This is a genomic window from Streptomyces sp. NPDC007896 (genome assembly GCF_042959425.1).
Classification (GTDB): Bacteria; Actinomycetota; Actinomycetes; order Streptomycetales; family Streptomycetaceae; genus Streptomyces.
In genome coordinates this window covers 370,834-384,779 of sequence record NZ_JBIBKX010000006.1, presented here as the reverse complement: position 1 = coordinate 384,779, position 13,946 = coordinate 370,834, and the positions used below count along the sequence as shown (strand labels likewise).

General features: G+C 72.0%; 12 protein-coding genes. 7 read left to right on the top strand and 5 right to left on the bottom strand.

The features are described from left to right. Positions 1-2 precede the first annotated feature (2 nt). Complete coding sequence (locus tag ACFZDJ_RS21920) at positions 3-710, top strand: hypothetical protein (RefSeq protein ID WP_390934074.1); 708 nt, start codon at positions 3-5, stop codon at positions 708-710. A 132-nt stretch (positions 711-842) separates the two neighbouring features. Here the strand turns inward: ACFZDJ_RS21920 and ACFZDJ_RS21915 are convergent, their stop codons facing one another. Together ACFZDJ_RS21915 and ACFZDJ_RS21910 are read right to left on the bottom strand one after the other, a co-directional pair. After that, complete coding sequence (locus ACFZDJ_RS21915; protein ID WP_391060850.1) at positions 843-3,095, bottom strand: helix-hairpin-helix domain-containing protein; 2,253 nt, start codon at positions 3,093-3,095, stop codon at positions 843-845. Further along, entirely contained in the window at positions 3,092-4,075 is a 984-nt protein-coding gene (locus ACFZDJ_RS21910; protein ID WP_168507582.1) for an aldo/keto reductase, read from the bottom strand. The genes ACFZDJ_RS21915 and ACFZDJ_RS21910 overlap by 4 nt, the downstream gene beginning before the upstream one ends. A 150-nt stretch (positions 4,076-4,225) precedes the next feature. On the opposite strand from ACFZDJ_RS21910, the gene ACFZDJ_RS21905 reads away from it, so the two are divergent. After that, on the top strand, positions 4,226-5,281 hold the full coding sequence (locus tag ACFZDJ_RS21905; protein ID WP_384906312.1) for an LLM class F420-dependent oxidoreductase: 1,056 nt from the start codon (positions 4,226-4,228) through the stop codon (positions 5,279-5,281). 235 nt (positions 5,282-5,516) lie between these two features. Further along, a complete protein-coding gene (locus tag ACFZDJ_RS21900) occupies positions 5,517-6,305 on the top strand; it encodes a ferritin-like domain-containing protein (protein WP_391060848.1) in 789 nt (262 codons plus the stop codon). A gap of 48 nt (positions 6,306-6,353) precedes the next feature. Here the strand turns inward: ACFZDJ_RS21900 and corA are convergent, their stop codons facing one another. Continuing rightward, positions 6,354-7,352 (bottom strand): magnesium/cobalt transporter CorA, encoded by a 999-nt coding sequence (corA, locus tag ACFZDJ_RS21895; protein ID WP_168507576.1) that lies wholly within the window; start codon positions 7,350-7,352, stop codon positions 6,354-6,356. A 98-nt stretch (positions 7,353-7,450) separates the two neighbouring features. Between corA and ACFZDJ_RS21890 the strand changes: the two genes are divergently transcribed. The 4 genes from ACFZDJ_RS21890 to mshC all read left to right on the top strand — a co-directional run bounded on the left by ACFZDJ_RS21890 (position 7,451) and on the right by mshC (position 11,217). Continuing rightward, positions 7,451-8,137: a histidine phosphatase family protein gene (locus ACFZDJ_RS21890; RefSeq protein ID WP_384906309.1), complete on the top strand. Its 687-nt coding sequence runs from the start codon at positions 7,451-7,453 to the stop codon at positions 8,135-8,137. 121 nt (positions 8,138-8,258) lie between these two features. Continuing rightward, on the top strand, positions 8,259-8,849 hold the full coding sequence (locus ACFZDJ_RS21885; protein WP_101406078.1) for a DUF3090 domain-containing protein: 591 nt from the start codon (positions 8,259-8,261) through the stop codon (positions 8,847-8,849). Continuing rightward, positions 8,813-9,640: an SCO1664 family protein gene (locus ACFZDJ_RS21880; RefSeq protein ID WP_391060846.1), complete on the top strand. Its 828-nt coding sequence runs from the start codon at positions 8,813-8,815 to the stop codon at positions 9,638-9,640. Before ACFZDJ_RS21885 ends, ACFZDJ_RS21880 begins: the two co-directional genes overlap by 37 nt. A gap of 347 nt (positions 9,641-9,987) precedes the next feature. After that, on the top strand, positions 9,988-11,217 hold the full coding sequence (gene mshC, locus ACFZDJ_RS21875) for a cysteine--1-D-myo-inosityl 2-amino-2-deoxy-alpha-D-glucopyranoside ligase (RefSeq protein ID WP_390934079.1): 1,230 nt from the start codon (positions 9,988-9,990) through the stop codon (positions 11,215-11,217). A gap of 71 nt (positions 11,218-11,288) precedes the next feature. On the opposite strand, the gene ACFZDJ_RS21870 is transcribed toward mshC, so the two are convergent. Together ACFZDJ_RS21870 and ACFZDJ_RS21865 are read right to left on the bottom strand one after the other, a co-directional pair. Then, the gene (locus ACFZDJ_RS21870) at positions 11,289-11,870 is read right to left on the bottom strand and encodes a hypothetical protein (protein WP_391060844.1); all 582 of its coding nucleotides are present in this window, start codon (positions 11,868-11,870) and stop codon (positions 11,289-11,291) included. Between the two features lie 60 nt (positions 11,871-11,930). Further along, complete coding sequence (locus ACFZDJ_RS21865; protein ID WP_391060842.1) at positions 11,931-13,688, bottom strand: S8 family serine peptidase; 1,758 nt, start codon at positions 13,686-13,688, stop codon at positions 11,931-11,933. Between the last annotated feature and the right edge of the window lie 258 nt (positions 13,689-13,946).

Here is a 13,946-nt window from a genome sequence, read left to right as displayed (position 1 = left end):
CTATGTCTGATGCTGTGCAGCCCACCGCTGCCGAGGTACGCGCCGCCGCCGAGGCTGTCAAGACCGCTCTCGACCGCCACCTGGCCGCGGTCGAGCGCAGGTCGGGCGATGACGACCCGGCCGTATACGAGGCGTTCAACGAGCTGGCCGCCGCGGCCGAGGAGTACGACGAGCTGCTCTACGACCGATATGACGAGGTCACTCCCTTCGAGATCCCCGGCAGCGATGACACGCTGCCGCCGTACGCCGGCCCCGAGGAGCCGAACGCGCTGAGCGTGCTGATCCGCCGCGACTACGCGGTGGTGGAGCCGCAGCGACTGCTGGCACAGGCCCAGCGGGTGGAGGCCGTGGAGGAGGACGGGGCCACCGCGGCCGCGGGCTTCGACGCGGCGTCCGGCACGGTGCACGGGGCGCTCGGTGTCCTGTTCGGCGAGTTCGAGCCGGACGAGATCGCCTCACGGCACAAGGAGTTCGGTCTGGAGGAGGGCGACTCCACACTCTGGGTCACGGCCGCCGACGAACCGGCCGACCCCGGCGAGTGGCTGGAGGCCCCCTTCGAGGCGATCGACCCGCAGCGTGTGGTCTGCCGCTTCGACGTCAGCGCGGTCTTCGACGACGAGTCGGACGACGACGAGCTGGAGGACGACCTCGGCCCGGACTCCGAGCTGGACCAGGACGGGGATCTGGAGCCGCTGGACGCCGATCGCTGAGCATCGCGGCACAGGCTCCCGAGCATCCCGTCGGGGGAGAGCTGAGCACCGCGGCACAGGAAGGTGGCGGTCACCGGAAGCCCGGTGGCCGCCACCTTCCCGCGTACGGGAGCCGTGTCCCTGGGCGCAGGCTCAGCCCGCCGCCGGGACCTGTGCCTTGAGCAGGGCGGTCAGGCGCGTGGTGCGCGGCTTCTGCGGGACCTCGGCCACCGCCCGCTGCAGGGCCTGCTCCACCCCGTGGACCACGGACAGATGGCGCTCGGCCCGGCCGAAGGCCGTGTAGACCCAGGGCCTGGTCAGGGCCGCCGCTGCGTCACCGGGGAGCACCACGACCGCGGCGGGCCAGCGCAGACCGACCGCCTGGTGCGCCGTGAGCGCCCAGCCGTGCCGCACCGACTGCTCCACCCGCTCCTTCGGTACGACGACGGGCAGACCCGAGCACTCCAGGTGCAGCCCGTCGGCGTCGGCCTTCACCACGTGCCCCACCGCCGTACGGCCCGGAGCGGGGGAGTGGGCGACGCGGTCCCCGGGGTCGAAGCCGCCGAAGCGGCCGGGACCCGGGTTCAGCCGCTCCTTGAGCGCGCTGTTCAGCGCGCGGGTGCCGACCGCGCCGCCGTGCCCCGGGGTGATCACCTGTGTCTGCTCGGCCGGAATGCCGATGGCGCGCGGCACCGAGTCCGCGACCAGCTGCACGGTCCGGTGCACCGCCTCGCCGGCGTCCCGCACGGGGACGATCACGACTTCCTTGCCGGGCGCCTCGACCTGGTTGAGCTCGCCGATGCCCACCCCGGAGACCAGCTCCCCGACGGGGCCGGGGTCCGGCGTCCGCGAGGCCACCTGCGGGCACACCCGGGCGGCGAGCAGATCGGCGAAGACCCGCCCAGGCCCCGCCGACCACAGCACCCCCGGGTCCCCGCTCAGCACCAGCCGCGCGCCGTCCGGCAGCGATTCGGCGAGCATCGCCGCCGTCTCGACGTCCAGCTGCGGTGCGTCCAGGACGACCAGGAGGTCCAGGGCGAAGGCGCCGTCCGTGTCCCGGCCCGGGCCCTCGGCGCCCGAGAGGAGTCCGGCGACGGTGGTGACTCCGGTGACCGGCCCGTCCCCGGCGTCGCCCGACGGGCCGCCGTCCGAGGTGCCGTCCAGCGGGTCGTGCCGCGCCGGACGGGCCATGAAGTCGTCGCGGCCGCTCGGCGTGTGGGTGGCGGCCCAGCCGCGCAGGCCGAGCCCGCGCGCGGCGTGCAGCAGAGCCGCCGCCTCGGCCTGGGACGCGTGCCCGCCGGTGTGCAGGACCAGGCCGTGGCCCGCGACCGCCCGGATCAGCTCCGCGGCGGAGCGGGTGGCCGACGCGGCGGCCCGCTCCCACCCGTCGGCGGAGCCGTCCGTCTTCGGTACGGAGTTCATGACCCGGGCCAGTCCGTCGGCGAGGCTCTCCTCGGCCAGCGCGTACCGCTCCAGGCCGATGAGGACACGGACCGGGCGCTCCTCGGACTCCTCGGCGCCCTCCTCCTGGGCCGGGGGAGCGGTGTCGAGGGCGTCCTGGAAGACCAGCGCGTCGCCCTCCGCGAGGGCGCTCTGCACGGCCGCGTCCGGATCCGGCACCGCGCGCTGGGCGAGCGCGGCGGCGAGCGCCGGGGCGTCGAGGGCGGTGTGCCCGGCGAGGGCCGCCTGCTCGAGGAGCCATACGGTGACCGCCCGCCCGCGCCGCTCGTCGTCCGGGCGGCACTCCGCGCCGAGCAGCGCGCGGGCGAACCCGTCGGCCTGCTCGGGCCGCACCCCGGCGACCCGCAGCAACTGCCAGGGGTCCTCACGCAGCTGGTCGTCCGCGCCCTCGCCGAGGGCCGCGAGGGCCCCCGGTGCGAGGGTGTCGGGTGCGCCGCCTTCGCCCAGTACGGCGCGTACGGCGGCGACGGCTTCCGGTGCGAGGGCCGCCGAGGTCTCGGCAGGGGCGGCCACCGGTTGCGGGCGCTGCACGGGCTCTGGGGCGACCGCTCTGCGTGGCGTCGGCTCGGGCTCACGGAAGGCGGTGGCCACGGGCTTCTCGCCGCTTTCCACGGCCCGCACCGCCGCGAGCAGATCGGCGGCCGTCCCGCTGAGCTTGGCCCCGGCCGTGATCGGCCCCTGCTTCTGGGCCTTCCGCCGCTCGATCCGCTCCCGCTCCAGCCGCTGCGCCGCCAACTCGGCCTCTGCCTCGGACAGTTTGGTGGCGTCCGCCGCGCCTTCGGATTCCGCGCCGCCCTCGACCGTGGTCTCCTCGCCCTCGGAGGGCGTGGCGCCCGCGTCCGTGGCCGTGCCGGCGTCCGTGTCCGCGGTCGGCGGGTCGGCGGTCGCTCCCGCGCCCGGCGTCCCCGGCTCCGCTTCCTCCGTGGTCTCGGGCTCCGTGCTCACAGCGTGCTCCAGTCGTGATCGGGATAGTGGTGCACCGGTGCCGACACGTCGTCGAGCGCCCGGCAGATCTCGTCAGGAAGACTAAGGCTCTCCACTGACAACGCGGCCGTGAGCTGCTGCGCGTTGCGCGCGCCGACGATCGGGGCGGCGACACCCGGCCGGTCGCGGACCCAGGCGAGGGCGACCTGCAACGGCGTGACCGCGAGGCCGTCCGCCGCCGTCGTCACCGCGTCCACGATGCCGCTCGCCGTGTCGTCCAGGTACGGCGCGACGAACGGCGCGAGGTGCTCCGAGCCGCCCCGGGAGTCCGAGGGTGTGCCGCCCCGGTACTTCCCGGTGAGCACACCCCGCCCGAGCGGGGAGGACGGCAGCAGGCCCACGCCCAGGTCGAGCGCCGCGGGCAGCACCTCCCGCTCCACGCCGCGCTGGAGCAGGGAGTACTCCATCTGCGTACTCGCGATCCGCGTCCGTGTCCCGGGCGCCGCCAGCTGCCAGGTCGCCGCCTTGGCGAGCTGCCAGCCGCAGAAGTTGGACACCCCCGCGTACCGCGCGCGACCGCTGCTGACCGCGAGGTCGAGCGCTTGGAGGGTCTCGTCCAGCGGGGTGTCCGGGTCGAAGGCGTGGACGTGCCACAGATCCACGTAGTCCGTGCCGAGGCGCTGGAGCGAGGCGTCGAGTGCCGACAGGAGATGCCCGCGCGAGCCGTCGAACCGCCGGTCCGGGTCGGGCACACTGCCCGCCTTCGTGGAAATGACCAGGTCGCGACGTGGCACGAGCCCTTCTATGAGCTGTCCGAGCAGATACTCCGACTCCCCGTCCCCGTACACGTCCGCGGTGTCGACGAGGTTCCCGCCCGCTTCCCAGAACACCTTCAACAGCTCCGCGGCGTCGTGCTCGTCGGTGTCCCGCCCCCATGTGAGGGTGCCGAGTCCGATCCGGGACACACGCAGGCCGGTACGGCCGAGATGCCTCTGCTCCATGGACGCCGAGATTACTGGCCAGAACTCGCCTCGTGGGGGCCCTGTGGACAACCTGGATGATCAGACCTGAACCCGTTCCTGCCGCCGCGCCCACCAGCGCGCTAGGGTCTCCGGCACAAGGGACGTTACTGATCGGTAAGGGGATCGGCCATGCAGCTCGGGATCAACCTCGGCTACTGGGGCGGCGGAATGGACGCGGACAATCTCGCCGTCGCCCAGGAGGCCGACCGACTGGGATACGCGGTGTGCTGGGCCGCCGAGGCCTACGGCTCGGACGCGGCCACCGTGCTCGCCTGGGTCGCCGCCAAGACCGAGCGCATCGACGTCGGTTCGGCGATCTTCCAGATCCCGGCCCGTCAGCCCGCGATGACCGCGATGACCGCCGCGACGCTCGACTCGCTCTCCGGCGGGCGCTTCCGCCTCGGCCTCGGTGTCTCCGGGCCGCAGGTCTCCGAGGGCTGGTACGGCGTCAAGTTCGACAAGCCGCTGGCCCGCACCCGCGAGTACGTCGAGATCGTACGCAAGGCGATGACCCGCGAGCGGCTGTCGTACGAGGGTGAGCACTGGACGCTGCCGCTGCCGGACGGTCCCGGCAAGCCGATCAAGCTGACGGTGCACCCGCAGCGCGAGCACATCCCGCTGTACATCGCCGCGATCGGCCCGAAGAACCTGGAGCAGACCGGCGAGATCGCCGACGGCGCCCTGCTGATCTTCCCCTCGGCCGAGCACCTCGAGGACACCGCGCTCCGCCATCTGCGCGCGGGCCGCGAGAAGGCCGGCAAGACCATGGAGGGCTTCGACGTCTGTCCGACGCTGCCGCTCGCCGTCGGTGCCGACAAGGACGTGACGGCGCTCGCCGACATGTTCCGCCCCTACACCGCGCTGTACGTCGGCGGCATGGGCAGCCGCAAGCAGAACTTCTACAACCAGCTCGCCCAGCGCATGGGGTACGAGAAGGAGGCCGCCGAGATCCAGGACAAGTACCTGTCCGGCGACAAGGACGGCGCGGCCGCCGCCGTTCCGCACGCGCTGATCGACCAGACCACCCTGCTCGGCTCCGTGGACCGCATCGCCGACCGGATGAAGGCCTACGCGGAGGCGGGCGTCACCACCCTCACGCTGTCGCCCGCCGGCTTCACGCTGGAGGACCGGATCGCCTCGCTCCGCGCCGGTTCGGACGCGCTGGAGCGGGCCGGTCTGGCGTAACGCGCCGGAATCCTTCCCCGGAGGGACGGAAGAAGTTCTGCGGCCGTGGTGGGGGCTCGGGGGGTCTTCCCCGCCACGGCCGTCATGGAGAACAACGCGCGGGCGTGCCCTGGGTTACGCGCCCGGGCCCGTCCCGTCATCCTTCGTTCGGCGCATTTGTCCGACACATCGGTTGCCGGGCCCCCGGCATCCCATTTGACTCGTTTTCTGCGGACCCTGCAGAAAGGTGTCATCGATGCTTTCGGCCAAGAGTCTGTTCCAGGAGATCCTCGACAACGACGAGTCGTTCCGGCTCTTCTGCTCCATAGCCGCCGGCGGGGAGTCGCAGGGCGGCTGGGAGAACGCCCGTATCGCCGCCCTCGTCCCGCAGAGCGCACGCGAACTCGCCCCGAAGATCACCCGGCACGGCGCCGACGAGGACAAGCACGGGCGGATCTTCCACGCCCTGATGAACAAGCGCGGCCTGGCACCGGTCGAGGTCCCGGCCGACACCGACTACACGATGCTCCTGGAACGGCACGGAATCGGCCTCGCGCACGACAGGCTGAAGAGCGAACAGCCACTCACCGTACGAGACATCGTCACCTACCTCGCCCACAGCAGGGTCACCGAACAGCGTGCCTCCGAGCAGATGAGGCTGCTGCGCCGCCACTTCGCCGACCATCCCGACATCGGTCGCGCGGTCCGGATGATCTCCGAGGACGAGGACAGGCACCTCGCCTATTGCCACGAGGAGCTGCTCCGCCTCGCGTCCGACGGACACGGCCGCGCCATCCAACGGACGCTGCGCGCGTACGCGCTCGCCGAGATCCGCGTCTACCGGGACGTCAGTCTCGCCGTGATGGCCCACATGGGTCGCATCCTCGGCTGGTCGAGGGCCAGGGCGGCGACGCTCACCGCGGCCATTTACACCCTCTACGCCTACGAGCGCGCCGCGGGCTGGCGCCGCATGGTCTCCCTGAAGATGCCGGAACACCGTGACGCCCTGGGCGGCCCCGCGACGCCCGCACCGGAGGTGGTGTGACCCGCGGTCGCGAACCCTCCGCGTGTCGCACACCTGGTCGCACGCCGGTCACAGCCAGCCCCGCCGCTTGAAGAGGTGGTACAGCAGGAATTCCAGCGCCGCCATCGCCAGGATCACCGCCGGGTACGACCAGAGCCAGTGCAGCTCGGGCATGTGGTCGAAGTTCATGCCGTAGATGCCGGCGATCATCGTGGGGACCGCGGCCATGGCCGCCCACGCCGAGATCTTCCGCATGTCGTCGTTCTGGCGCACGCTCATCTGCGCGAGATGCGCCGAGAGGATGTCCGAGACCAGCCGGTCCAGGCTCTCCACCGACTCGTTCACACGGGCCAGATGGTCGTTGACGTCACGGAAGAAGGGCTGCGCCTTCTCGTTCACGAACGGCACCGGGGCGCCGGCGGTGCCCGAGCCCGAGAGCCGGGTCAGCGGAACGGTCAACGGGCCCGTCGCCCGCCGGAACTCCAGGATCTGCCGCTTGAACGTGTAGATCTTGGACGCGGTGTGCCGCGAACCGCCGCCACTCGGCGAGAAGACCTCCGCCTCCAGCTTCTCCAGGTCCGTCTGGAGCTCGGTCGCCACCTCCAGGTAGTGGTCGACCGTCGCGTCGGCGATCGAGTAGAGCACCGCCGTCGGCCCGTGCTGCAGCATCTCGGGGTCCTCCTCCAGCCGGCGGCGCACCCGCGCGAGAGGCGAGCACTCCCCGTGCCGGACGGTCACCACGAAGGAGTCCCCGATGAACACCATCACCTCGCCGGTGGTGACGACATCGCTCTCCGCCTCGTACGCGACCGGCTTCAGGACCACGAACAGCGAATCGTCGAACATCTCCAGCTTGGGCCGCTGATGCGCCTTGAGGGCGTCCTCGACCGCCAGCGGGTGCAGCCTGAACTCCTCGGTGACGAGGTCGAACTCCTGCTCCGTCGGCTCGTACAGCCCGATCCAGATGAACGCGTCGCCCTCGGCGCGTGCCAGATCCAGGGCGTCGGAGAGGTCCTCGGGGCCCTCCGTCCGGCGCCCGTGGTGGTAGATGGCGCAGTCGACGATCACGGAGGGTATTCTTCCGTCGCCCGGCCGCCACCGCACTCCGGCCGCCGTTGTCCACAGGCCCCTCCGGGGCCCCGAGCCACCCGTTTACGCTGGGCCGCATGCCCACCCTGATTCTCGTACGGCACGGACGTTCGACCGCCAACACCGCTGGGCTGCTCGCCGGCTGGACACCCGGCGTCGCCCTCGACGAGCGTGGCGCCCAGCAGGCCGCGGCGCTGCCCGGCCGGCTCGCCGCGCTGCCGATCTCCGAAGTCGTCACCAGCCCCCTGCAGCGCTGCCAGGAGACCGTGCAGCCGCTGCTCGACGCCCGCCCCGAGCTGCGCGTGCACACCGACGAGCGGATCGGTGAGGCGCACTACGGAGACTGGTCCGGCCGCAAGCTCGCCGAGCTGAGGGACGAGCCGTTGATGGAGGTCGTACAGGCGCATCCGTCCGCGGCCGCGTTCCCCGGCGGAGAATCGATGCGGGCCATGCAGACGCGGGCGGCCGAAGCGGTGCGCGAGTGGAACGCGCGCGTGGAGCGCGACCACGGCGGCGACGCGCTCTACGTCATGTGCTCGCACGGCGACATCATCAAGTCCCTCGTCGCGGACGCACTCGGACTTCATCTCGACCTCTTCCAGCGGATCTCTGTAGAACCGTGTTCCATCACCGCGATCCGTTACACACGACTGCGTCCCTTCCTTGTGCGCCTCGGGGACACCGGCGACCTCGCCTCCCTGGCGCCGCGCGAGGAGCCCCCCAGCGGCGACGCCCCGGTCGGGGGCGGTGCGGGCGCACCGTGATCGTCGGCCGCAGTAGGGTGAAGCGGTCGAAGCAGCGCAGTAGTTGTCAGCAAGTTGTCAGCAGCCGATGAGGGCCCAGGCAGTCAGCCGGTCCACATGCCGATTCCAATGGAGACAGGACGTGTCCCGTCAGGTGTTCCTCTACGACCCCCCGGACCGTTTCGTGGCCGGTACGGTCGGGTTGCCCGGGCGCCGTACCTTCTTCCTGCAGGCCTCCTCAGGCCCCCGGGTGACCAGCGTCGCCCTGGAGAAGACCCAGGTCGCGGCGCTCGCCGAACGTATGGACGAGCTCCTCGACGAGGTCGTACGGCGCACCGGCGGCAGCGCACCCGTCCCGGCCGTGGCCCCCACCGAGGTGTCCGACACCGCTCCTCTCGACACCCCGGTGGAGGAGGAGTTCCGGGTCGGCACGATGGCGCTGGCCTGGGACGGTGACGAACAGCGCATGATCGTCGAGGCGCAGGCCCTCGTGGAACTCGACGCCGACACCGACGAGGACCTCGCCGAGGCCGAGGAAAGGTTGCTTCAGGACGAGGAGAACGGTCCGCCGATGCTCCGCGTCCGGCTCACCGGCGCGCAGGCCAGGGCCTTCGCCAAGCGCGCCCTCGATGTCGTCAACGCGGGCCGGCCGCCCTGCCCGCTGTGCAGCCTCCCGCTCGACCCGGAAGGACACGTATGTCCGCGCCAGAACGGATACCGCCGCGGAGCGTGACCACGGCCGAGCTGCTCGCCCTGGGCGAGCTGAAGGTGCGCGGACGGATCCGTGAGGCCTCGAACGCGGTGCTGTACTGCTCCGTTTCGTACGAGGGCCGGGACGCAACCTGCGTCTACAAGCCGGTCGCCGGGGAGCGGCCCCTGTGGGACTTCCCCGACGGGACCCTCGCCCAGCGTGAGGTGGCCGCGTACGAGGTCTCCGAAGCCACGGGCTGGGGTCTGGTACCCACCACCGTGCTGCGCGACGGGCCCTACGGCGAGGGCATGTGCCAGCTGTGGATCGAGGCCCTGCCCGAGGCCGACGGGGACGGGCTGCTGGCCCTGGTGGAGGCCGAGGAGCCCGAGGCGGGCTGGAAGGCGATCGGCTTCGCCGAGGTCGGTGAGGGGGAGACGGCGCTGCTCGTGCACGCTGACGACGTCCGGCTGCGACGGCTCGCCGTGCTCGACGCCGTGATCAACAACGCCGACCGCAAGGGCGGGCATCTGCTGCCCGCCGGTGAGGGGCGGTTGTACGGCATCGACCACGGGGTCACCTTCAACGCCGAGAACAAGCTGCGCACGCTGCTGTGGGGCTGGGCGGGGGAGTCGCTGACGCCGGAGGCGGTCGAGGTCCTCGCCTCCCTGCGGGACGGCCTGGCGCCGGGCGCGCCGCTCGCCACCCGGTTGGCCGAACTCATCACCACCGCCGAGATCGACGCCACACGCGCGCGCGTGGAGGCGATGCTCGCCTCGGGGAAACACCCGGAGCCGAGCGGGGAGTGGCCGGCGATCCCCTGGCCACCGGTGTGAACCCCTTCGACCGTCCGAGGGCCGGGCTCACCTCGCACCGGGTACGCCGACCGGGCCGAGCTCGCGGTGTCCGCGTCGTTGGGGGCGGCAGCCGTGGGTGTGGTGTGGCACACGTGTGGGACGTGGGGCGCCGGTTTCGGTGGTGCGCGCCCGTAGCCACGGCCGGCGGCCGCGAGACCCGCTGCCTCGGCGGGTGGCCCTGGGCGGTGGGTTGTGCCGTCGTACGGCGGCCTCACCCCCGAAGGACCGGGTGACGCACACCCTCGGGCGTTGCGCAAGAGGGTCTTCCGCGTCATCAGGGCTGGTCCGGTTCGTATACGCAAGTTCCGTCCGGTTAGGCTCATGACATGCATGCCTGGCCCGCTTCTGAGGTCCCCGCCCTGCCTGGTGAGGGCCGCGACCTCCAGATCCACGACACCGCGACCGGCGGCCTCGTCACACTCGACCCCGGTCCCGTCGCCCGTATCTACGTCTGCGGCATCACGCCGTACGACGCGACCCACATGGGTCACGCGGCGACCTACAACGCGTTCGACCTCGTTCAGCGCGTGTGGCTCGACACCAAGCGGCAGGTTCACTACGTCCAGAACGTGACCGACGTCGACGACCCGCTCCTGGAGCGGGCGGAGCGCGACGGCGTCGACTGGGTGGGACTCGCCGAGAAGGAGACCGCCCTCTTCCGTGAGGACATGACCGCCCTGCGGATGCTGCCGCCGCGGCACTACATAGGCGCCGTCGAGGCGATACCCGGCATCGTGCCGCTCGTCGAGCGGCTGCGGGACGCGGGCGCGGCGTACGAACTCGAAGGGGACGTCTACTTCTCCGTCGAGTCCGACCCCCACTTCGGCAAGGTGTCCAACCTGGACGCCGCCGCCATGCGCCTGCTCTCCGCCGAGCGGGGCGGCGACCCGGACCGTCCGGGCAAGAAGAACCCGCTCGACCCGATGCTCTGGATGGCGGCGCGGGAGGGGGAGCCCAGCTGGGACGGGGGCTCGCTCGGCCGCGGCAGGCCCGGCTGGCACATCGAGTGCGTCGCCATCGCCCTCGACCACCTCGGGATGGGCTTCGACGTCCAGGGTGGCGGCTCCGACCTCGCCTTCCCGCACCACGAGATGGGCGCCTCGCACGCCCAGGTGCTCACCGGCGAGTTCCCGATGGCCAAGGCGTACGTGCACGCCGGCATGGTCGCCCTCGACGGCGAGAAGATGTCGAAGTCCAGGGGCAACCTCGTCTTCGTGTCGAAGCTCCGGCGCGACGGCGTCGACCCCGCCGCCATCCGCCTCGCCCTCCTCGCGCACCACTACCGCGCCGACTGGGAGTGGACGGACACCGTCCTCGCGGACGCGGTCGCCCGTCTGGAGAACTGGCGGGCGGCGGTGTCGCGTCCCGACGGGCCGTCCGCCGAGGCGCTGGTCGAGGAGATCCGCGAGGCCCTCGCGAACGACCTGGACGCACCGGCCGCGCTCGCCGCGGTCGACCGCTGGGCGGCGCTCCAGCGTGAGACGGGCGGTACGGACGAGGGCGCCCCCGGCGTCGTCTCGCGCGCCGTGGACGCCCTCCTGGGCGTGGCCCTGTAGTTCCTCTCGTACGTGTGGGGCGCCGGGCGGTCGTACCGCCCGGCGCCCTTTCGTTCTTCGTTCTCAGAGCGTCACTTGTTCACGATGACGGCCTGCACGGCGTTGCTGTTGGCGTCGTAGACGCCGATGACCTGCTGCCCGTAGGCGAAGGCCTGCTGGACCTCGTCGTGGGTGACCTGGTTGGGGTTCACCAGGGGGCGCCAGGCGTTGTCGATGAACAGGTAGAGGATCGACGGCTGGCCGGGGAGCGGGGTGACCACGTCCCAGAAGTGCTGGGCGATCCCGCTCGTCAGGACCTGCGCCTGCTGCTGTTGCTGCTGCCCGCCGAGCTGCTGGAGCAGCTGCTGGAACGGCTGCTGCTGCCCCATCTGCTGGAGCTGCTGCTGGAGGTGCTGCGGAATCTGCTGCAGCGGGATGTGCTGCTGCGGGTTCTGCTGCTGCGGGTTCTGGTGCTGCGGGTTCTGCAGCTGCCCGAACGGCTGCTGCAACTGCGGTCCGAACGCCATGGGCTGCTGCGGTCCGAACGCCATGGGCTGCTGCTGTCCGAACTGCTGGGGCGGCGCCGTGCTCGGTCCCTGCTGCCCCAGCTGGATGCCTTGCTGGATGCCCTGCTGGTGCCCTTGCTGCTGACTCATCTGCGGGGTGGTGCTCATACGGGTGCCACCTTCCGTGAATCATCGAATCGTTGACTTGCGGCTACGCCCTCGGATACGTCAGCCCGTGACCACCAGACCGACGATCTCGTCCTCCGAGAACCAGACACGTACGTCGGGCCGTCCGCCCGCGAAGGCGGAGTGCACCGCCTGACGGATCTCAGGGGAGGGGTTGTTGAGGTTGCGCCAGTCACCGGCCACGAACAGCCGGAGCCTGGGCGGGAGTTCGCGCGGGTACGGCAGCAGCTCGTCCCAGTACCGTTCGGCCTGGCCCGAGCCGACCGCCTCCGGCAGCAGACGGGTGACCGCCGCCTTGATGTCCGGCCGGTTGCCGATCCGCTGGGAGGCGGGTCGGCCCGGCGCGTCCTGCTGCGGGGAGCCGGTGGCCCGCAGCACCGCGCGGGCACGCTCCGGGGACATCGGTTCCTGGGCCGCCGCCTTGAGCATGCCCTGCAGCGCGGCCAGGGCGCCGACCACCACCGGGGAGGCGGAGGAGGTCCCGGAGAACGTGTCCGTGTACCAGCCGATCTCCTCGGCACCGCCCTGCAGATCGCCGGGCCGGTCCCAGAAGCCGCCGGTGGTCGTGACCTCGCGCCCCCAGCCCTGTGCGTCCACCCGCGCCCCGTAGTTGGAGAAGGCGAGGCGGGAGCGGTCCGGGCCGTGGTCGCGGCCGTGCGTGCCGGGCGGCGGTGCGCCCGCGCCGACCAGCACCGCGCCGGAGGACGGGTTGGCGGCGTTGAAGGGGTTGCGCCACCACGCGGGGAACTCGGCGGGGCGCCGCTCGTACACCGCGTCGTCGAGCGACTCGGCGCCGTTGCCCGCGGCCGCCACGACGAGCACCCCCTTGGCGGTCGCGTACCGGATGGCCGCGAAGTTGTCGGGCCACCACTCGATCGGGATGTAACCCTGCTGGTCGTCGCGCTCCTCGAAGTCGAACCGCGGCCCTGGGGCGTGCAGTTCGACCAGGATGATGTCACCGGGGCCCAGCCGTTCGGCCGCCGCGTGGATCGCGGCCGCCGTGCCCATGCCCTGGAAGGACGCGGCCGCGGTCACCGCGTCCGGCGCGATGCCGGTGATCCCGCGCTCGTCGCGGTCGCCGCCGATCACCCCGATGACGGCGGTGCCGTGGTTGCGCCAGGCGAGGTCCGTCAGCGGGGTGCCGACGACCACGCCCGCGAGCTTCGCGGCCAGGTCCTCGTGGCCCAGCTGCCACGCCCCCTCCACATCGATCACCGTCACGCCCTGGCCCGTACCGCCCGGCCGCTGCCAGGCCCAGTGGGCGTCGATGCCCTCGGGCGCCGGCCGCAGATAGCCCTGGCGGCCGGTGAAGTCCGGGGTGACCGGCGCTCCTTCCTTCGTCCGCCGGCCGTCGTCCGGGCCCGCCGAGTCCTGTGCGGTCCGCCCGGCCGACCCCACCGAGGCGGGGACGGCGCCGGGCTTCACGTACGCCGTGTCGATCTCCGGCAGCGCGGCGATCCGTGAACGCAGCTCCTGGGCGCGGCTCTCGACGCCGCGCACCCGGTAGAAGAGCGCGAGGTCGTTTCCGCCCCCGCCGTCCGCCACCTCGGACTGCCGCAGTCGTTCCTCGCCGCCGAACAGCGGCTCCAGGGCGAGCTGTTCGTCACTGAGGAACATGTTGAGGGCCGACACGTCCGAGCCCGTCGCCGAGCGGACGCCCTCGGCACCGGCGCGCAGCCGGGCCTCGGGGCGTGCGACGACGATCAGCTCCTGCTCGGCTCCCCGGTAGGTGAACCCCGCTCCGTCGGGTCCCGGCCCGGCCGTTCCCGGGCCCTGTGTCGGCTGTACCTGGTCGGTCATCGCGTACCGCTCCTCTCGGTTCGGTCCTGCGGGTGCTGCCATGTCCCGTCCCCGGGCCGCGCCTTCGGGGCACAACCTGGCACGCCCAAGGCGACTCGTCCACCCCGGCTTCGCCAACTCGGTTTGAAAACAAGTTGAATTGGGAAACCTGTGCAATCCGTCCTGAAACAGATGTCACGCAGCAAACAGGCCAAAGGCTGCGGAGTCAGGTGTCATGTGGTGGGGTGGCAGGGACAGTTGATCGCTGGACCGGTCAAC

What these genes read in the sequence shown, in the direction of transcription:
- mshC (WP_390934079.1), top strand. Translation starts at nt 9,988, where the DNA reads ATGCATGCCTGGCCCGCTTCTGAGGTCCCCGCCCTGCCTGGTGAGGGC.
- ACFZDJ_RS21920 (WP_390934074.1), top strand. Translation starts at nt 3, where the DNA reads ATGTCTGATGCTGTGCAGCCCACCGCTGCCGAGGTACGCGCCGCCGCC.
- ACFZDJ_RS21890 (WP_384906309.1), top strand. Translation starts at nt 7,451, where the DNA reads ATGCCCACCCTGATTCTCGTACGGCACGGACGTTCGACCGCCAACACC.
- ACFZDJ_RS21905 (WP_384906312.1), top strand. Translation starts at nt 4,226, where the DNA reads ATGCAGCTCGGGATCAACCTCGGCTACTGGGGCGGCGGAATGGACGCG.
- ACFZDJ_RS21880 (WP_391060846.1), top strand. Translation starts at nt 8,813, where the DNA reads ATGTCCGCGCCAGAACGGATACCGCCGCGGAGCGTGACCACGGCCGAG.
- ACFZDJ_RS21900 (WP_391060848.1), top strand. Translation starts at nt 5,517, where the DNA reads ATGCTTTCGGCCAAGAGTCTGTTCCAGGAGATCCTCGACAACGACGAG.
- ACFZDJ_RS21865 (WP_391060842.1), bottom strand. Translation starts at nt 13,688, where the DNA reads ATGACCGACCAGGTACAGCCGACACAGGGCCCGGGAACGGCCGGGCCG.
- ACFZDJ_RS21870 (WP_391060844.1), bottom strand. Translation starts at nt 11,870, where the DNA reads ATGAGCACCACCCCGCAGATGAGTCAGCAGCAAGGGCACCAGCAGGGC.
- ACFZDJ_RS21910 (WP_168507582.1), bottom strand. Translation starts at nt 4,075, where the DNA reads ATGGAGCAGAGGCATCTCGGCCGTACCGGCCTGCGTGTGTCCCGGATC.